Genomic DNA, 18,759 nt, shown 5'->3' on the forward strand with positions numbered 1-18,759 from the left:
GCGCTCGCGCGGCGATCCGGCTCCCACCTTAATCTGTTTCAACATCGACACAACAAACATATTGTCAGATGCTTATCTGCGCTGGCGGACCTCAGCGGCGGGGGCGACGCCGCCTGCGTAGGCTCAGAATGAGGGCAACGCCTGCGTAAGCGTGGAGACGAAGCGTGCCGTGCGCGCATCGCGCGGCCGCGCGAAGAGTTCATGTGACGGACCGGCTTCGACGATCGCGCCGTCCTTCAGGAAAACCGCGTCGTGCGCCACGGAGGCCGCGAGCCGCAAGTCATGCGTCGCCATCAGCATGGTCGTGCCCTCCAGCGCGAGTTGCCGCAGTACATCGACCACTTCGGCGGAAAGCTCGGGATCGAGCGCCGAAGTCGGCTCGTCGCAGAGCAGCACCTGGGGCGACGGCGCAAGCGCGCGTGCGATCGCCACGCGTTGCTGCTGGCCGCCCGATAGCGTGGAAGGCCACGCGTGCGCCTTCTGCGCAATGCCGACCTTCGCGAGCAGCGCGGCGGCGCGTTCGCGGGCGCGCGCCTTGTCCCATTTGAGCACTGTGACGAGGCCCTCCATCACGTTCTCGATCACGCTCAGGTGCGGGAACAACTGGAAGTTCTGGAACACCATGCCGGTATGCCGGCGCACCGACGCGATTTCGGCATGGGAGAGCAGTCGGCCACGGCTGAATTCAACGCGTGCATCGCCCACGCTCAGCGTGCCGGAGTCGGGCACTTCCAGCAGATTGATGCAGCGAAGCAGCGTGCTCTTGCCGCTGCCGGACGGCCCGATCAGCGCGGTCACGCTGCCGGCTTTGAGCGTGAGGTCGATGGCGGCGAGCACCTCGTTGTCGCCGAACGACTTGTGGACTTTCTCGATGCGGATCATCAGCGTCCCGCCTGGAACAGCGCATGGCGGCCATAGCGCGCTTCGAGACGGCCTTGCGCCTGCGAGAGCACGGAGCTGAACGCGAGATAGATCAACGCTGCCTCGGTATAGAGAATCAGGGGTTCGTAGGTCACGGCGGCGATGCGTTGCGCAGCCTGGAAGATTTCCGGCACGGTCAGCACGGCCGCGAGGGACGTATCCTTCACGAGCGAGATAAACGAGTTCGAGAGCGCGGGCAATGCCACGCGAATCGCTTGCGGGAGAATGGCGCGGCGCAGCGCCTGCGCGCGGGTCATGTTCATCGAATAGGCGGCTTCCCACTGGCCGCGCGGGATCGATTCGATCACGCCGCGAATGACTTCCGCGTTATAGGCGCCCACATTGAGCGAAAAACCGACGATCGCCGCCGTCAACGGGTCGAGCACGATGCCCACGTTCGGCAATCCATAGAAGATGACGAACAGTTGCACGAGCAGCGGCGAACCGCGAAACAGCCAGATATAGAAACGCACGGCCGCGACGGCCCAGCGTTGCCCGAAGAGGCGCACGAGCGCCGCGGCGAACGCGAGCGCCATGCCGATCGCAAACGAAGCCAGCGTGAGCGGGACGGTAAAGACCAGTCCCGCGTAAAGCAGTGGCCACAACGATTGCGCCATCAAGTGCAGCCATGCCGGCATCGCTTAGTCCACCTTATTGCGAAACGTCTTTGCCGAAATACTTTTGCGAAATCTTCGCGTAGGTACCGTCGGCCTTGATGTCGGCGAGCGCCTTGTTGACCGCGGCGACCAGTTCGGGGTTGCCCTTGCGCAGCAGCACGCCCGACTGATCGTCGGCGGAAGAACTATCGATGGCTGCGATCTTGAGCTTCGCGTCCGGCTTGTGCTTCTGGAAGTCGAGGAACGAGAGCGAGTCGTTTACGGTCGCGTCCACTCGGCCCGAGGTCAGCAGATCGATCGATTCGTTGAAGCCCTGAACCGGCACGACGTCAGCACCATGAGAAGCGGCGAGCTTGCCGAAATTGCTGGTCAGCCTGTTGGCCGACTTCTTGCCCTTCAGGTCGTCGAAGGAATGGATGGTCGTGTTGTCCGAGCGCACGATCAGGACCGCGTGCGTCGAGATATACGGCGCCGAAAAAACGTACTTGGCCTTGCGCGCGTCGGTGATCGACACCTCGTTGATCACGGTGTCATAGCGATTGACGTCGAGCCCGGCGATCAGGCCGTCCCACTTGCCTTCGACGAACTGCGGCTTCACGCCGAGGCGTTGTGCGATTGCTGTGGCGATATCGACGTCGAAGCCGGTCAGCTTGCCGGATTCGTCGTGGTAGGTGAACGGCGCGTAGGTGCCTTCGGTGCCGACACGGAACACTCCAGACGACTTGATTTGCGCGAGTTCGTCGGCGGCAAAAGCCGGTGCGGCGGCAACGACCGACAGGAGGGCAGCGAAAAGAGCGTAGCGGATGGTTTTCATTTGAATGATTCGCGATGAGAGTTTCGTTGACGACATCAAAGACAGGTCGACGGATTCTACTGTCGGCGTGTCTGCCTGCAAACCAGACACATTCGCTATGCATATGCGCTGGTGGAATATAACGACGGATATGGCGCAGCGACGGACGCGCCGCGCGGGAAAACCGCGATCGGCGCGCCGTGGCGCACCGAACCGGGATTATTCGCGGGCGCGCGGCGCTTCGCTCAGCTGCCCGCGGTCGCCCGCGCGGCCGATTGCGAGCGCCGCTTCAATGACGTAGTCTATTCACGCAGCGGGAGCGGGCACCGCTTCGCCCGTTTGCACGGCCGATTCGCGCTTCACACGCTCGATGTCGCGATAGCGCGCCGCCGGATGCTCGTCGGGCAAGCGCGCGCCGCCGCCAAAGAGCTTTTCGCGCAAGGTGCCCGGCGCGTACTCGCGCGGGTACACGCCGCGGCGCTGCAGTTCGGGCACGAGGTATTCCACGACATGTTCGAAGGTCTCATGCGCGAGCGCGTAGGCGAGATTGAAGCCGTCGACGCCGGTTTCTTCGACCCACTCCTGCAGAATGTCGGCAATCGTCGTGGGGGAGCCCACGAATACCGGCCCCATTCCGCCAATTCCGCCCCACTTCGCCAGCGCTTCGATAGTCCAGGCCGTGTCGCCGCCCGAGAGATGTTCGACAGCCGAGTGGATCGCATTCGTTTGCACGCGCTTGACCGTGTCGGTGGGCAGGTACTGCCCGAAGTCGATGCCGGTCCAGCCCGACATGAACACGAGCGAGCCGTCGTAGGAAACGTGCCGCTGGTATTCCTCGAAACGCGCCTGCGCCTTCGCATCGGTTTCGTCGACGATCACAGTCACGAGGTTGTAGATCAGCAGCTTGCCGGCATCGCGTCCGGCGAGCGCCGCCTGGCGGCGCACGTCCGCCACGTAGTCGCGCAGCAGCGTTTTCGTGAGCGCGGCGACGAACACACATTCGGCATGCTGCGCCGCGAACGTCTTGCCCGGCCCCGATGCCCCCGCCTGAAACAGCACCGGAGTGCGCTGCGGAGAAGGCTCGCATAGGTGATAGCCTGGCACGTCGAAGTATTTTCCCTTGTGGCCGATCTCGTGCACTTTCTCGGGATGCGTGAACACGCGCCGGTCCCGGTCGCGCACCACGGCGCCGTCTTCCCAGCTGCCTTCGAAGAGCTTGTAAAGCACCTCGACGTATTCCGCCGCGACTTCGTAGCGGTTGTTGTGGTCGCGCAGGCCGCCCTGGCCGACGTTCTTCGCACCGCTCTCGAGATACGACGTCACGATGTTCCAGGCGAGGCGCCCCTGCGTATGGTGGTCGGCGGTGGAGAGACGCCGTGCGAACGTGTAGGGGTGCTCAAAGCTCGTGGACGCCGTAATGCCGATGCCGAGATGCGACGTCACCATGGCAATGGGCGCGGCCAGTTGCAGCGGATCGTTCACGGGAATCTGCGCTGCCTGATGAAGCGCGTGATAGTTGCTGCCCTTGTAGACGTCGTAATAGCCGATCACGTCCGCGATGAAGATCGCGTCGAACACGCCGCGTTCGAGTATTTTCGCGAGGTCGGTCCAGTAGGCGAGATCCTTGTACTGCCACGAGCGGTCGCGCGGGTGACTCCAGAGGCCCGGCGACTGGTGGCCCACGCAGTTCATCTCGAAGGCGTTCAGGCGAATGGTTTTGCTCATGATGTTTGCTTGCTCCCGCGTTCCGCTCCGTTGCCGATCTGCGAGAGGAAGGGCGGCTCGGTGCCGTTGATGGTCCAGTCGCCCACGATCTTCGCCTTGTAGACGAAATGGCCGCGTAGCGCTTGCGGCAGGTTCGAGTCCGCGGCGGCGAGTTCGATGAGCAGTTGTGCCAACTGAGCGATTGACGCGCACGCGCCGCCGTCACGCACCGGGACGCGCATCGCGCCGAAGCCCGCTTGCTTAAGTGCGTCGATCGCGTCATACGACAGGGTGCGCGCACGCTCGCGTTCGGCGGCCTCGCGGGCGATCTCCGTGAAGATTGGGCGAAAGCGGGCGGCAAGGGTGTCGTAGTCGGCGCCTTGCGAGAGCGCGTCATGGGATCGGAAGACAGTCATGCGTTCTTTCTCGAATGGGGTGGAGAGATTGCGCACCGCGCAGCGAAGAGAAAAGTATAGAAACCCGCGCGCTGCGGCTCCAATAACCGATTGACGAATCGATATCGGCTGGACCGATTTGCTTCGATGCGATGTCCGCAATGACGTCGTATAGACCGTTGCGACGTCGGATGCGCCCTGATTCTGTCAAGCCGCTTTCTGTAGGGTGCCTTATCAAAGGCAGACGCATGAATATGAGCATCGCTTGGTTGGGCTCTCTCCCGCGCCTCGCTAGGATAGGCAGCAGTATCCGCTCGCGAATTCCAACTGGCTAACCCATCGATGTCCGCTCCGATTCTGACTGCCCACTCGATCACCAAGCGCTTCGGCGCGACGCTCGCGCTGTCGCGGCTGAACTTTTCGATCCGCGCTGGCGAGGTCGTCGCCCTGATGGGTGCGAACGGGGCCGGGAAATCGACGTTCGTCAAGATTCTGAGCGGCGTGAGCGCGCAGGACGAGGGCACGCTCACGCTCGGCGAACGCGACTATGCGCCGGGTTCGCCGCAAGGGGCAAAGCGCCTGGGCGTGGCGACGGTGCATCAGAGCATTGCCGACGCGGTGGTGCCCGCGCTGACCATTGCCGACAATCTTCTGCTCGACGAACTTTGCGGCGGCGGGGCGCGCTGGTGGACGCCGCGTGCCTCTCGCCACGCACGTGCGGCCGCGCTGGCCGCGCGCGTGGGGCTCGAAGCCGATCTCGATGCACCGCTCGGCTCGCTTTCTCTCGCCGGCCAGCAGCGCGTGGTGATAGCGCGAGCGCTGGCTTCGCGCCCGCGTCTGCTGATCCTCGACGAGCCCACGGCGAGCCTTTCGACGAGCGAAGCCGCGCGGCTCCATGCGCTGGTCGATGACTTGCGCGCGGAGGGCGTGGCGGTGCTGCTCGTCTCGCATCGGCTTGGCGACCTGCGAAGACTGGCTTCGCGGGTGGCGGTGCTTCGTGACGGCCGCATTGTGGACGAACAGGACGCGCCCATCGATTTCGACGCGGCGCTGGAGGCGATGATCGGGCGCGCACTGCCGCAGGGGCGAGCCTTGCCGCGCACGGGCCAGGTTGGCACAGAGCCCGCCTTGCGGCTGCGCGGCCTGCGCCTTACGGCGCATGGCGATGCGTTCGATCTCGACGTGCAGCAAGGCGAGATCGTGGCGATTGTCGGTCCGGTCGGCGCGGGGAAGTCGAGGCTGGCGCAAGTGATATTCGGCGCACTGCGCGCGGCTGCGGGCGAGATGCGCCTTTACGGCGGCGCCTGGGCCCCGCGCTCGCCAAGCGACGCAATCCGCGCGGGCGTATTCCTGGCGGGCGAAGACCGCTGGCGCACGTCGCTCTTTCCCGACACCGTTGCGTTCGCATCGATCGCCGGCACGATCAGCTTTCCGTTTCTGTCTCGCTGGCAGCGCGGCGTGCGCTTGCCGAAGGATCGCGAAACCGCACAGGCGCAAGACGCCATCGCGACATTCGGCATTCGCTGCACAGGGCCCGACGACCGCGTTGCGCGGCTTTCGGGCGGCAACCAGCAGAAGGTGCTGCTGGCGCGCTGGCACGCCGAGCCGGCGCGGCTGTTGCTGCTCGACGAGCCGTTCCAGGGCGTCGATGCGGGCGCGCGGGCCGATATCGCCGCGGCGCTGCGCGAGCGCGCCGCCTCGCGCGCGACGCTCGTTTTCGTCAGCGACCTCGAAGAGGCGCATGAAGTCGCCGATCGCATCGTCATGTTCGATCGCGGCACGGTCGAACACGCTGCTGTCGCGGAACCCCTTTCACTAGCCCACTCATGAGATCCATTACACCCGCGGCAGCATCTGACGAATCACTCGCGCGCGACGCGACCCGGCAGCGCCGGCACAGCCTTTCGATTGCGCTCGAACGCGGCGGGCTGCTGCTCGTGCTCGTCGCGCTCGGCGTCATCTTCACCCTTCGCGAGCCTGCGTTTCTGAACGTCGCGAACCTGTTCAGCATCTTGCAGGCCGTCTCGATCGTGGCGCTGCTCGGCATCGGCGTAACGATCACGCTCGCCGCAGGCGGCTTCGATCTTTCCGTGGGCAGCGTCGCCGCCTCGGCGCAGATGGCCGCGAGCTACGTGCTCGTGGTGTGGCACGGCAACAGCTGGGAAGCCGTGCTCGCGTGCCTCGCGCTGGGCGTGGCGGCGGGGCTCTTCAACGGGTTGCTGATCACGCGCCTACATGTCCCGGATCAGCTCGCGACGCTCGGCACGCTCTTCCTGCTTGCGGGCCTGCAACTGATTCCCACCGGCGGCCGCTCGCTTGCGAGCGGCACGATCCTGCCCGACGGCACCGAAGCGAGCGGCACGTTCCCCGATGCGTTCCTCGCCCTGGGCCGCGCACGCCTCTTCGACGTGGTGCCGGTGCCTGTCATCGTGCTGCTCGTGCTGACCGTGCTCGTGTCGTTGGTCATGGGCTCGACGCGTTGGGGCCGGGTGGTCTATGCGATCGGCGGCAACGAGACGGCGGCCCGGCTGGCCGGTGCGCCAACGGCCCGTTACCGGCTGGCGGCTTATGTCGCTTCCGCGACGCTCGCCTCGCTCGGCGGACTGCTGATCGCCGCGCGGGTGGGGCGAGGCGACGTGAGCGCGGGGCATTCGTTGCTGCTCGATGCGGTGGCGGCCGCGCTGGTTGGCTATGCGGTATGGGGCGCGAAGCGACCCAATGTGCCGGGCACAGTGATCGGCGCGGTGTTCGTCGGCGTGCTGCTCAACGGTCTCACGATGCTCAACGCGCCGTATTACCTGCAGGACTTCATCAAGGGCGCGTTGCTGGTCGTGGCGCTGGCGTTCACGTTCAGCATCGGGCGCCGGGCGCAAGGGCGCCACTGAGGCCGGCAGACGTCCGGCAATGTTGCGGTTGGCACAACTACACAATCTGGTCGAGCGGAGCAAATCATGGCAGAGACACTGGCGGGCAGCGAGGCACTGGGCGCCGCTCCCGTAACGGAGGCCGCGCATGTGATCGTGACGGACAGGGAGGCGATCGCGGTGGCAACGGAACTGGCCGCGCGTCTGGCCGTTGGCGCGGCGCAGCGCGACAGCGAGCGGCGCCTGCCGCGCGAGGAGATCGAGTGGTTTTCGCGCTCGGGGCTGTGGGGCATTACGGTGCCCAAAGCGTATGGCGGCGCTGGCGTTTCTAACGTCACGCTCACGGAGGTCGTCAAGATCATCGCGGCCGCGGACCCCTCGCTCGGGCAACTGCCGCAGAATCACTTCGGCCTAGTCGACGTGATCGCGTTGACCGGCACCGAGGAGCAAAAGCGCGAGCTGTTCGGCGAAGTCCTCGCCGGCAAGCGCTTTGGCAACGGCTTTTCGGAAAAGGGCACGAAACACGTGCTCGACTTGAAGACGCGCGTGCGCCGCGACGGCGATCACTACGTCGTGGACGGCACCAAGTTCTATTCGACGGGCGCCCTGTTCGCGCATTACGTTCCCGTTCTCGGGCTCGACGATGACCGCCGGGGCTGGCTCGCCTATATTCCGCGCGGCACGCAAGGGCTCAGCGTGGTCGACGACTGGTCCGGTTTCGGCCAGCGCACCACCGCGAGCGGAACCGTGACGCTCGAGAATGTGCGCGTGCCGGCAAGGCTCGTGTTGCCTGCGCATCGCGTGTCGGAGCAGCCCACGCTCAACGGTCCGCTCTCGCAGATCATCCAGGCAGCCATCGACGCAGGCATCGCCCGCGCGGCGATCGAGGACACGCTCGCGTTCGTGCGCTCGCGCTCGCGGCCGTGGGTCGATAGCGGCGTCGAGCGCGCAAGCGACGACCCCCTGACAATCCGCGAAGTCGGCCATCTGCATATCCAGTTGCATGCCGCCGAGGCCTTGCTCGAGCGCGCGGCGCGTGTGCTCGATGAACTCGCCGCAAAGGGCGAGACGACGGAGGACGACGTGGCGCGCGCTTCGGTCGCGGTGGGGGAGGCGAAGGTGCTCACGACACAAGTCGCGCTGCTGGCCGGAGAGAAGCTGTTCGAGCTGGCCGGCACACAGTCGACGCTCGGCGTGCACAACCTCGACCGCCACTGGCGCAACGCCCGAACGCACACGCTGCACGATCCGGTGCGCTGGAAGTATCACCTCGTTGGCAATTACTACCTCAACGGCGTCAAGCCGTCACGTCACGCCTGGAACTAACCCCATCGCACAAACCGGGAACGTCATGAAGACATCGATTCAACGGCTCATTCGCAACGGCGCACTGGCGCTCTGCACGGCGGCCCTGTTCGGCACGCTCACGGCGCAGGCCGCCGCGCTGGGGGGAGCCCCGGCGCCGTTCGACAAAGGCGGAGTGAAGATCGCGCTGGTCAATTATCTTTCGGAGGGCGACTTCTTTCAGGCCTACGAGGCGGGCGCGCAGAAGCAGGCGAAGGCGCTAGGCATCGACCTGCGCATTTACGAAGGGCGCCAGGACGCGGCCGAGCAGCGCGACCAGATCCAGCAGGCCATCAATCTGGGCGTGTCCGCGATCATCGTCAATCACGGCTTGCCCGAGTCGCTCAAGGATGTCGTGCAGCAGGCGCTCGACAAGGGCATCAAGGTCGTCGCGTTCGACGTCAATCTGGCTAATCCCAAGGTCCCGCAGATCGAGCAGAGCGACCGCGACCTCGCTTCGCTGCTGCTAGCCCAGGCCGTCAAGGACAATGGCAGCGCGTTTTCCGCGGGCTACGTGTACGTAGCGGGCTTTGCGCCGCTCGACCGGCGCGACGCCGTCTGGCAGGCGTTCAAGCACGAGCACCCCGGCATCCAGGAAAAGGCGCGCTGGGGCACCGTGGACAATCCGATCGCGCAGTCGGTTGCCAATCAGGCGGCTGCCGCCTACCGCGCGCATCCGGATATTCGCGTGGTCATCGCACCCTATGACGAATTCGCGCGCGGCGCCAATCTCGCGGCGAATGAATCGAATGTGGCGAGCAAGGTGCGGATCTACAGCGCGGACATCTCGACTGCAGACATCGAGGCGATTCGCGCGCCGAACAGCGCGTGGGTCGCCACCGCGGCGACCAACCCCGCCGTGGTGGGCGCCGTGTCGGTGCGCGCCGCGGCGCTCGACCTGGCCGGGCAATCGCTCGAGCATCACATCCTCGTGAAGCCCACGCTCGTCACGCGCGACGACCTGGTGAAGAACGATATCCACACCATCGCGGAACTGGGGGCGAAATTCCCGGCGTTCCGGGCCAGCGACGCGGCGACGGCAGCCTGGATTCCCGTCGAACAGTGACCTTGATGGGGGCGCTCGACGATAGTCATTGCGCTTCTTTCGATCTGACTCATCGGAGCGCGTATTACGCTTTCAACCGGAAATCAATATGAGCACAGCCGTCGTCCCAGAGGAAGCCCAAATCGTTGTCCGGCCGCTCTCAGCCCATATTGGCGCGGAAATCAGCGGCGTCGATCTCTCGCGGCCCCTGACACAAGTGCAGATAAAGGCTATTCGCGGTGCGTTGCTTGAATGGCGCGTGATCTTTTTCCGCGAACAGTTCCTCAGTCATGAACAGCACGTGGCCTTTTCGGCACAGTTCGGCGAGTTGACCGTCGGGCATCCCGTCTTCGGCCACGTCGAAGGACATCCGCAGATCTATTCGATTTCCAGGTTTCGCAAGGCGACGCGCTTCGAGGGAGAGCCACTTCTGCGACCATGGACAGGCTGGCATACCGATGTAACCGCAGCGGTCAATCCGCCTTTTGCGTCGATCCTGCGCGGCGTGACGATCCCGCCATTCGGGGGCGACACGCAGTGGACCAATCTCGTTGTTGCCTATGAGAAGCTCTCCGCGCCGCTGCGCGCTTTCGTCGACGGACTGCGCGGCGTGCATCGCTTCGCTGCGCCGCAGGGTGCGCGAGGCACAGACGCGTTCGACAAGGCCGTCAAGGAGCAGACGCTTGTGAGCGAGCATCCACTGGTGCGCGTGCACCCGGAGACGGGGGAGCGCGCGCTTTACGTGAGTCCCGGCTTCCTGAAGGAGGTCGTCGGGCTTGCGCCGCGCGAGAGCCAGGTCCTGCTCGAACTGCTTTGGGAGCACGTCACGCGCTCCGATTTCACCGTGCGGTTCAAATGGGAGCCCGGCAGCGTGGCATTCTGGGACAATCGCTCGACAGCTCATCTTGCGCCAACGGATATATTTGATCTCGACGTTGACCGACAGCTTTACCGCAGCACGCTCGTCGGCGACGTTCCCGTCGGGGTTGATGGGAGGCCGTCCGTTGCGTTGCAGGGCTCGCCCGTGGGAGCAGCGGCGGCTGTGGCGTTGAACTGATCTAGCATGCGAAATCGGGCGCAGTCTGGTTCAAACGTGCCTTCGGATGTCTTTTGATGATGGACGACTCCACTTCAACCGATAAATACCGCTACAGGTTCGCCCGGGCGGCATGCTGCTCGCCGATGTGCCGCGCCACGTCATCTCCGATTTTCAGGTGCGGGATGACGCGTTGAGGGAGGATCGGTACTGGGCGGTTGGCGACAGGAGGGCGCGGAAAGCTTGTATCGTATGGCACCCTCCCAACACGACGACATCGCAAATGATCGAGATCCGCCAGCGCCGGGCACTGCCTGGATATCCGCTATTGCTCGTTCTTGCCATCGCAGCAGTATCCGCTGCGGCGATGACCGCGGGCTGCGCCGCGTCCTCACAAGCGGTTACTCGCGACTTGCCAGTTTCCGAGCTGGCGGCGACTTCGCTTACTGCGGCCATCGACGGCTCCCAGCGCAGCGAAAAGGCGAGGGCGCGAGACGTCTATCGGCATCCACAGGAAACACTGCGATTCTTCGACGTCGGCTCAATGCAGACAGTCCTGGAGATCGCGCCGGGCGGCGGTTGGTACACGGACATACTCGCCCCGTATCTGCGCGGCCATGGGCGACTATACGAAGCGCAATACGTCAGTACGTCGGCCGAACTGGCGGATGAGGACCGTCCAACGGATGCGGCATTTCGGCGCAAACTGGCGGGAGAGCCGGCTATTTACGGCGACATCGTTGTCGGTACGTTGCGCGCCGGGGAATTCTCGGGTTTCGATGCGGATGGTCAGTTTGATCGTGTTCTCACGTTTCGCAACATCCACAACTGGATGAAGGACGGTCAGTTCGACGCGAATCTCCGGGCTTTTTATCGCGCACTCAAGCTTGGCGGGATACTGGGTGTCGAGGAACATCGCGCGCGGCCGGGAACAGCCCTGCAGCAAATGATCGACACCGGGTACGTAACGGAGGACTACGTGATCGAACATGCGAAAGCGGCTGGCTTCACACTGGCGGGACGTAGCGAAATCAACGCGAACGCCCGAGATACCAAGGACTATCCGCACGGTGTCTGGTCGCTTCCGCCGACATATGCGGGCGGCGACGTCGATCGGGCACGCTACGCTGCGATCGGCGAATCGGATCGTATGACGCTCAAGTTCGTCAAAGCGCAATAGCCCAGCGTACACAATGGAGAAGGAGTGAAAAATCCCGGTGAATCAGGGATTTAGTCAGCTCTCGCCGTAGCGCATCCGTTGATGTCGCGATAGTGACGCGGGCAATGTGCATCGAGCCGCAGCCACGCGAGGCGCCCATCGGTCTCGTGGACCAACTTCCGGTCCCGGACAGCGACGTAGCAAGCCAATGTTCGGCGCCGACGGACGCGGGGACGTCCCACGCGGGAAGGGGCGAAACGTTGGCCGAAGTCAGGCGAAGTTACGCGCGAGAGAACGCGGCCGCAGAGCCCTAGCGACAGCAAAGGCAACCGCTCCTGTGACGCATGCCGTAGGTGCCCTCTGCATCGTCGCCGTTGCCGGCGCTGCCGCCCACGGACGCTGCTTTCGTATTCAGCAGTCGTGGGCAGCGTTCACCGCAGTGAGGGCAGGCCAGTTCGTCGTCGCGCTCCGCGATGGAGCGTCGAGCTTCTAAGAGGCCACAACGAGGGCAATCGTAGTCGTAAAAGGGCATGGGCGTCGGAAGAGAGCGTGCGTGAAATGTCGCCACGAAAGCGCAGCAACGGTGCAGCAAAGTCTATTCCCATCCTTCTTCGAGATAGTGCATGGACGACTGCGACCGTCGGTGTGGACAAGGTACCCGGCCCTTGCGCCAGCTATCGACTCGACTGAGATGCTTCACGGGCGCGCCCGTCGACGGTTAACTGGTGGACCCGGTCGAGTCGACGAGTTCGGCGATGTCGCTGACTTCGATCGTCTTTCCGTGCCGTGTGCTCAATCCTCGCCCCCAGATCTGCACATGGACGCCTGGGCGCAAATAATCAGCGAGGGCGTCCGCTGCGTGGGGCGGCATGCGCAGCGACGTCCCGTCGGTGAGAAGTGCGCCGCGCAATTCGCCCTTTGGGCCATAGAGAGGCTGCTGTACTTCGCCACTCGCTTCCATCGGCTTGTCCCGCCTATGTGCTGCCGCGGCTGGCGCGTGCCCCGGACCTTCATCAAGGATCTGCCTCCCGTTGGCCGCGGTAACGAGAACTGCCGCAATGATATTGGCGCCTCGTGGTTTGATGCCGCGCACGCGGATCCGATCGCCTTCCTTCACGGTACGTGTTAGCGCGCGGCCGAGATGCGGGGGCAGGTGTACCTGGAGGTGGCCGTCGAGAATCATGCCGTCAACGTCGCCGTGAGGGTTGACGAGAAAGCGCGACACGCGTCCGCGCGTTTCGGGCAGGCAGGCGGGATCGATCCAGTGCATCGAAGTCTCCTGATGGGGTTCCGGTGCGTGTGCTACCAGCAAAGCTCGCGCCCGGCTTGCGCGTTTTCCATCGGTGTGAATTCGCAACGCAACCGAGCGCGGCACGCGCGATGCGCATTGGGCGGACGTCTGAATACTGAACGCAAGGAGGAAAGATGAATGAACGAACGGGGAAGACGCCGCTGATTCGGTCCAGTGCGCCGACGCCCGGCAAAGCCGGGCGGAAGGACGATCTTTCCGCATGACACTGACCTTCCGCGATTCGCGGTTGGACGGTCAGCAAGTGACCCAGATACCCATAGGAGCAGCCATGATAGTTCCAGATGAACCCGCACAAAGCCCGGAAGGCGGCAATGAGAGCGCCCCGAATACCGGGGAGGACTCCAAAACATTTCAGACCGACATTTCCGAAACCGACGACGAGGGCACGACAGTGCGCGAGGCCGAGGTTCGGGAGGATGATCTCAACGAAACGAACAAGCCAAAGCCGGACTCGGAGCCCTGAAGGGGAACGCACTTGCAGGGCGTCAGGGCGCACCCAAGCGCCGAACCTGCCACATGGGAGCGGACAATCCTTGTTCGCTCGACGCCAGCGTTCTTCTTGACGAAGTCAGCGCCATGGTCGCCCTCTACAACTGAGGCGGCGCTCAAACGCGGGTTCGCGCGGAAGACGCGACTGGCCCGCGCGGCGCCTTCGTCGTGGCTCGGACGGCGCAGGGCGTCGCGATCGGTTGCGGCGCCGTGCGCCGCTTTTCGTGGGAACACCGATTGCGCCGCAGCAGTGCGACTGGAATCGCCGCACCGCTTCACCGTTGAGAGGTCAGGCGCCATTGTGCCCGCGATCCGCCACTCGAACATCGCGCAACAAGGGAAAGGTTGTGACAGACAACGATCGCGCACTCCGGGCGCTGCTCAAGTCCATGCGAGACGTTTTCGGCATTTCACGGTTGCGGGGCGGCCAGGAGACAATCATCCGCAGCGTGCTCGCGCGCCGCGACACCGTGGCGATGATGCCGTCGGGCGCTGGCAAGTCGTTGTGCTATCAACTTCCCGCGTTGCATCTATCGCGCGGGACGCTGATCGTATCGCCGCTCATCGCGTTGATGAAGGACCAGGCAGACCGGCTGCGCGGGGCTGGCATCGAGAGCCTCGTCTTCAATAGCGCGTTACGGAAAGCCGAAGAGCGGGCGGCGCTCGAGGCGCTGAGTCGAGGCGGAAAGCACATCGTTTTCGTGACACCGGAGCGGCTGATCCAGGCAGGCTTTCTCGACCGGCTCTCCGGCGTCGCCCATGATGCGTTCGATCTGCTCGTGGTCGACGAAGCGCACTGCGTCTCCAAGTGGGGACACGACTTTCGGCCTGCGTTTCTCGAGATCGCTCATTTTGCACGAAGCATCGGCGCGCCGCCCGTTCTCGCGCTGACCGCAACAGCGACGCCGGAAGTCGTCGACGATGTCGTCCACTCGCTGCGCCTGCGCGATCCGCAGATTGTCCGCACGGGGACCTATCGCTCGAATCTGGCTTACCGAGTCGTTCATACCGGCGCGGGATATGGGCACCGCGAAGCGTCGCGAGGGCTCATGCTGAAGCAGTCGCGCTTGCTGGAACTGATCGAGCAGCAGAAAGGCACAGGCATCGTCTACGCGGCAACAGTTAAGGATACCGAACGCGTCTACGCGTGGCTCCTTGCAAGCGGGGAGCAGGTCGCGCGTTATCACGGCCGGCTCACGGCGCATACGAGGCGTGAAGAGCAGGATCGCTTCATGAGGGGCGATGCGCGCCTGATGGTCGCGACCAACGCGTTCGGGATGGGAATCGACAAGCCCGACGTGCGCTTTATCGTCCACTATCAGGTACCGGGGAGCATCGATGCGTACTACCAGGAAACGGGCCGTGCCGGCCGCGACGGGGAAAGCGCCGACTGCGTGCTGCTGTTCGACCTGAATGACCGGCGCATTCAGCAGTTCTTTCTCGCCGGGCGTTATCCCGACGCTTCGCTGGCGTTGCGTGTGTTCGACACGATAGTCAAGAAGACGGAGTCGACGACCGGCAACGGTCAACGGGCGCTGACGTTTGACGCGATAGCACAAGCCCTCGAAGACCTGCCACAAACCAGGCTGCGCGTGGCGCTGGCCATGCTGCGCGATGCCGGAATCCTGCGAATGGATTCGGCAAGGCGATATCGCCCGACCGATCCCGACCGCGCCGCAGCCTTGCGCGATTCAGTGCCGCTTGCCGCGGAGTCGTTCCGGGCAATGCGCACCCGCGACGCGGATGCATTGGACCGGATGATCGCTTATGCACAGAGCGCGCGTTGCCGATGGCGACTGATCCTGGAGTATTACGAAGAAAACGCTACCTTCGAGCGGTGTGGCGTTTGCGATAACTGTCTTCGCCCGCCGCGCGTCGAGCCTTTGCCCGAGCAGCGGACTGCCACCGTTGCAAAAAGCCCGCAGGCCGCCCGTGCGGAGCGGCCTGCCTGTTCGCGCGGCGACACGGTCCGCGTGGCGCGCTATGGCGCGGGTATCGTGCTGATCGCAACGATGGAGCAGGTTGCCATACAGTTTCCGGACGGGACGGTGCGAACCTTCGTCGCGGACCGCGTGCGCCTTGTGGCGAAAGCAACGTCCGCGTAGGCAAACGGCGTGCAGGGCGCCTCCGCGCACAGCAATTCCGATGTCGCCCCGCTTAAAAGGACCGTAAAACAAGCTTTCCGGGCTGCTCGAGGCTGTAATCCGCATCATTCTCAAATGCGCGCGCCCGACAGGTCGCTGAACCGGCTGCCGCTGTTCGCATGGTCCACGTTCGTAAGAGATCGAGCCGGTGCACGCGCGATGGCGTTACGCCAAAAGCCGCACGCTCGCGTGCTGTCTCAGAGCCTCGCGAGCCTGCTCTTGCGGCGGGCGATCAAGGAGGCCGCGAGCAGAGCCGCCCCGCCCGTCAACAGCGCGGTCTGAAGGGAGCGGTGCCTCGCGGTGTTGGTATAGAAGCTGGTTTCGCGCACGTGCCCATTATGGCCGGAGCGTTCGCGCAATTCGCTGGCGGTTTCATGGAGCCCGTCGCTTTTGACCTTTTCGCGGTCCGTGCGCTGCGCATTCACGCCCAGGCGCGAAACAATACGGTCGAACACCGAAGGTAGCAGCCGCGCGAGTCCTACCGTCGCGCGCCCGGCACTCCCCACATACAGATCGCGCACGGGATGCGACGCGGCATGCAGGATGGCGCGTGCGACCACATCGGGCGCGTAGACGGGAGGCGGCAGTCGCGGCTGGAAGTCGAGGAGGTTCTTCGCGTGCTCCACGAACATGGTGTCGATGCCGGAGGGCTTGATCAGCGTGACGGAAACGGGCGCGTGATCGGCAAGCAGTTCAAGACGCAGCGTGTCAGTGAAACCCATCACCGCATGCTTTGAGGCAATGTAGGCGCCTTGCAGCGGTATGAAGGCATCAGAAAGTTCGCTGCCCAGGTTGATGAGCGCGCCGCCATTCTTTTTGAGCTGGGGTAACGCCACCAGCGAGCCGTGAACGACGCCCCAGTAGTTGGTTTCGAACAGACGCCTCTGGTCTTCGAGCGGGGTGTCCTCGAGTCGGCCATACGTCGAGACACCCGCGTTGTTGACCCATGTATCGAACGTGCCGAACCTGGCAATGGCCGCATCGGCGGCCGACTGCAACTGGCCCTTGTCTGCGACGTCTGCGACATGGTGAGCGACTTCGCCGCCGGCTTGAGTCAGCTCCGCATCGAGTCGATCGAGGGCTTCGCCGTTGCGCGCAACGAGCATGACACGCGCGCCTGCCTTGACGGCGTGTCGCGCCGTGGCGAGGCCAATGCCGCTGATGGCGCCCGTGATCACGACGACTTGTTCGCTGAGCGGCTTGAGTTTGATTCGCATGTTGAACCTCTTGGGATGAGTGCGGCGCGCTCGTGCGGCGGCCCGGTGTTCCGGAAGGCGCAAAGCCTGTGCCGTCTGCGTCCGGTTAAGCGGAACCAGGCGGAACGCGTGGCACGGCAGCTGAATCGGAAGAGGGCCTGCGGCGTATGGCGCAAATGGGGGAAAGCCGTAAGGAACACGCTTTGCGGATTAGAAGAGCCGCCCGGATTCACGTTGAAATGGCGCGAACCAAGGCGCAACAGGCGAAGTGGCCATACATAGAGGAGGAACCGGCGATGGTCGTGCACCACCTGAATTGTGTTTCGACGTGCCCTCTCGGCGGCCGGCTCATGGACGGACGAGCGTCGTCCGTAGTCACGCGCGGGGAACTCTGTTGTCACTGCCTGCTGGTCGAGACCGAACAGGGGCTGGTTCTGATCGACACGGGTTTCGGTCTTGAGGACGTGCGCAACCCGCGCTCGCGTCTGAGCCGCTTTTTCCTCGCACTCGTCAGCCCGGACTTTCGGGAAGAGATGACGGCAATCCGCCAGATCGAACGGCTTGGATACGATCCGCGCGACGTACGCCACATCGTGCTCAGTCATCTGGATTTCGACCACGCCGGCGGCTTATCGGATTTCCCGCAGGCGACCGTGCATATGTTCCATGTCGAATCGACATATGCGCGCGCACAGCGAACGTGGATGGATCGTCAACGTTTCCGGCCGCAACAATGGCCCACGATGCAACATTGGCAGACCTATGCATCGGACGATGGCGAGCGCTGGCGCGGATTCGAGCACGTGCGTGCATTGGACGGACTACCGCCTTCCATCCTGCTCGTGCCATTGCGCGGGCATACGTTCGGCCACGCCGGAATCGCTGTCGAAGGTCGAAGTGGCTGGCTGCTTGATGCCGCCGACGCCTATTTTTATCGCGACGAAATGGCGGACAGGCCGCATTGCACGCCCGGGTTGCGTTTCTATCAATGGATGCTCGAAAAGGACCGCCGCGCGCGATTCGAAAACCAGGCGCGTTTGCGCGCGCTGCGCCGCGAAGACAACGACGTGCTCATTTTCTGCAGCCATGACATGGTGGAGTTCGAGGCGCTTGCGGGCCGGCCCGGCGGCACGTTACCGCGCGAGAGGCCGCGCCAGGCCCCGGGGGCCTATGACGCCGCAGCGCGGCCGGCCCGTTGAAGGACCGGCGCCTGGAACACCTCGTATTGAATTGGGCCGCTGCGAGCCCGCACACGGTCAGCGGTCCGGCCTCGACGGCGAAGAGACCGCCTTCAAGGTCTGGGCAGCGTCACCGTCGGCGCTCGCGATGTCACCCAGCGATACGATCCCGACAAGCCGATTTTCCCGATCCACGACGGGCACGCGCCGAATCCGGCTGCTCGCCATTTTCTGTTTCACCGCTTCGAGGTCGTCGTCCTCGTGACACCATTGAACATGGCGAGTGGCAATTTCGATAACCGGCGCCACCGGCTCGACGCCAGACGCGACCGCACGCACCGCGATATCGCGATCAGTCACCGTGCCCACCAGCTTTTCACCATCGCAGACCGGCAACGAACCGACCTTCAAATCGGCCATCATCATCGCCGCCTGGCGAATCGTATCGTTCGGTCCGATCGATATCGCGTCGCGCGTCATCACCTCTGCTATCGTCGTCATCGCAGCCTCCGTAAAAGTACGGGTTGCCTCGCGGACATGCTCGAAAGGGCGGGATCGCCGC

The 18,759-nt window shown here is 64.1% G+C and carries 17 protein-coding genes and 1 pseudogene; 9 read left to right on the forward strand and 9 right to left on the reverse strand.

What is annotated here, in order from left to right:
* Positions 1 to 123: 123 nt before the first annotated feature.
* From M3I53_RS07305 to M3I53_RS07325, 5 genes and pseudogenes are all read right to left on the reverse strand, one after another.
* The gene (locus M3I53_RS07305) at positions 124 to 882 is read right to left on the reverse strand and encodes an amino acid ABC transporter ATP-binding protein (protein ID WP_254315281.1); all 759 of its coding nucleotides are present in this window, start codon (positions 880 to 882) and stop codon (positions 124 to 126) included.
* The gene (locus M3I53_RS07310; protein ID WP_254315282.1) at positions 882 to 1,559 is read right to left on the reverse strand and encodes an amino acid ABC transporter permease; all 678 of its coding nucleotides are present in this window, start codon (positions 1,557 to 1,559) and stop codon (positions 882 to 884) included. Before M3I53_RS07310 ends, M3I53_RS07305 begins: the two co-directional genes overlap by 1 nt.
* Before the next feature lie 13 nt (positions 1,560 to 1,572).
* Positions 1,573 to 2,352, reverse strand: coding sequence for an amino acid ABC transporter substrate-binding protein (locus M3I53_RS07315; protein WP_254315283.1), 780 nt, complete (start codon positions 2,350 to 2,352; stop codon positions 1,573 to 1,575).
* Positions 2,353 to 2,637: 285 nt separating this feature from the next.
* On the reverse strand, positions 2,638 to 4,056 hold the full coding sequence (locus tag M3I53_RS07320; RefSeq protein WP_254315284.1) for an LLM class flavin-dependent oxidoreductase: 1,419 nt from the start codon (positions 4,054 to 4,056) through the stop codon (positions 2,638 to 2,640).
* 74 nt (positions 4,057 to 4,130) lie between these two features.
* A pseudogene (locus tag M3I53_RS07325) lies at positions 4,131 to 4,451 on the reverse strand (acyl-CoA dehydrogenase family protein); the annotation flags it as partial.
* Positions 4,452 to 4,772: 321 nt separating this feature from the next.
* Between M3I53_RS07325 and M3I53_RS07330 the strand changes: the two are divergent.
* From M3I53_RS07330 to M3I53_RS07355, 6 genes are all read left to right on the forward strand, one after another.
* Positions 4,773 to 6,260: a sugar ABC transporter ATP-binding protein gene (locus tag M3I53_RS07330; RefSeq protein ID WP_254315285.1), complete on the forward strand. Its 1,488-nt coding sequence runs from the start codon at positions 4,773 to 4,775 to the stop codon at positions 6,258 to 6,260.
* Positions 6,257 to 7,315, forward strand: coding sequence for an ABC transporter permease (locus M3I53_RS07335; protein ID WP_254315286.1), 1,059 nt, complete (start codon positions 6,257 to 6,259; stop codon positions 7,313 to 7,315). The genes M3I53_RS07330 and M3I53_RS07335 overlap by 4 nt, the downstream gene beginning before the upstream one ends.
* A gap of 66 nt (positions 7,316 to 7,381) precedes the next feature.
* Positions 7,382 to 8,620: an SfnB family sulfur acquisition oxidoreductase gene (locus tag M3I53_RS07340; RefSeq protein ID WP_254315287.1), complete on the forward strand. Its 1,239-nt coding sequence runs from the start codon at positions 7,382 to 7,384 to the stop codon at positions 8,618 to 8,620.
* Between the two features lie 25 nt (positions 8,621 to 8,645).
* On the forward strand, positions 8,646 to 9,704 hold the full coding sequence (locus M3I53_RS07345; RefSeq protein ID WP_254315288.1) for a substrate-binding domain-containing protein: 1,059 nt from the start codon (positions 8,646 to 8,648) through the stop codon (positions 9,702 to 9,704).
* Positions 9,705 to 9,792: 88 nt separating this feature from the next.
* Positions 9,793 to 10,740 carry a TauD/TfdA family dioxygenase gene (locus tag M3I53_RS07350; RefSeq protein ID WP_254315398.1) on the forward strand — a complete coding sequence of 316 codons (948 nt, stop codon included), beginning with the start codon at positions 9,793 to 9,795 and terminating at the stop codon, positions 10,738 to 10,740.
* A 346-nt stretch (positions 10,741 to 11,086) separates the two neighbouring features.
* A complete protein-coding gene (locus tag M3I53_RS07355; protein WP_254315399.1) occupies positions 11,087 to 11,899 on the forward strand; it encodes a class I SAM-dependent methyltransferase in 813 nt (270 codons plus the stop codon).
* A gap of 289 nt (positions 11,900 to 12,188) precedes the next feature.
* Here M3I53_RS07355 and M3I53_RS07360 read toward each other — a convergent pair whose 3' ends face one another.
* Positions 12,189 to 12,410, reverse strand: a complete 222-nt coding sequence (locus M3I53_RS07360; protein ID WP_254315289.1) for a zinc ribbon domain-containing protein — start codon at positions 12,408 to 12,410, stop codon at positions 12,189 to 12,191.
* A gap of 186 nt (positions 12,411 to 12,596) precedes the next feature.
* Complete coding sequence (locus tag M3I53_RS07365) at positions 12,597 to 13,148, reverse strand: hypothetical protein (RefSeq protein ID WP_254315290.1); 552 nt, start codon at positions 13,146 to 13,148, stop codon at positions 12,597 to 12,599.
* A gap of 310 nt (positions 13,149 to 13,458) precedes the next feature.
* Between M3I53_RS07365 and M3I53_RS07370 the strand changes: the two genes are divergently transcribed.
* Together M3I53_RS07370 and M3I53_RS07375 are read left to right on the forward strand one after the other, a co-directional pair.
* On the forward strand, positions 13,459 to 13,653 hold the full coding sequence (locus M3I53_RS07370) for a hypothetical protein (RefSeq protein ID WP_254315400.1): 195 nt from the start codon (positions 13,459 to 13,461) through the stop codon (positions 13,651 to 13,653).
* A 415-nt stretch (positions 13,654 to 14,068) separates the two neighbouring features.
* Positions 14,069 to 15,784, forward strand: coding sequence for an ATP-dependent DNA helicase RecQ (locus tag M3I53_RS07375; protein WP_254315401.1), 1,716 nt, complete (start codon positions 14,069 to 14,071; stop codon positions 15,782 to 15,784).
* Between the two features lie 236 nt (positions 15,785 to 16,020).
* Here the strand turns inward: M3I53_RS07375 and M3I53_RS07380 are convergent, their stop codons facing one another.
* Positions 16,021 to 17,040 (reverse strand): SDR family oxidoreductase, encoded by a 1,020-nt coding sequence (locus tag M3I53_RS07380; RefSeq protein WP_254315291.1) that lies wholly within the window; start codon positions 17,038 to 17,040, stop codon positions 16,021 to 16,023.
* A gap of 275 nt (positions 17,041 to 17,315) precedes the next feature.
* Between M3I53_RS07380 and M3I53_RS07385 the strand changes: the two genes are divergently transcribed.
* Positions 17,316 to 18,218 (forward strand): MBL fold metallo-hydrolase, encoded by a 903-nt coding sequence (locus M3I53_RS07385; RefSeq protein WP_254315402.1) that lies wholly within the window; start codon positions 17,316 to 17,318, stop codon positions 18,216 to 18,218.
* A 57-nt stretch (positions 18,219 to 18,275) separates the two neighbouring features.
* Here the strand turns inward: M3I53_RS07385 and M3I53_RS07390 are convergent, their stop codons facing one another.
* A complete protein-coding gene (locus M3I53_RS07390; protein WP_254315292.1) occupies positions 18,276 to 18,698 on the reverse strand; it encodes a CBS domain-containing protein in 423 nt (140 codons plus the stop codon).
* Positions 18,699 to 18,759: the final 61 nt, after the last annotated feature.

The sequence above is a fragment of the Paraburkholderia sp. CNPSo 3272 genome, assembly GCF_024206495.1.
GTDB lineage: Bacteria > Pseudomonadota > Gammaproteobacteria > Burkholderiales > Burkholderiaceae > Paraburkholderia.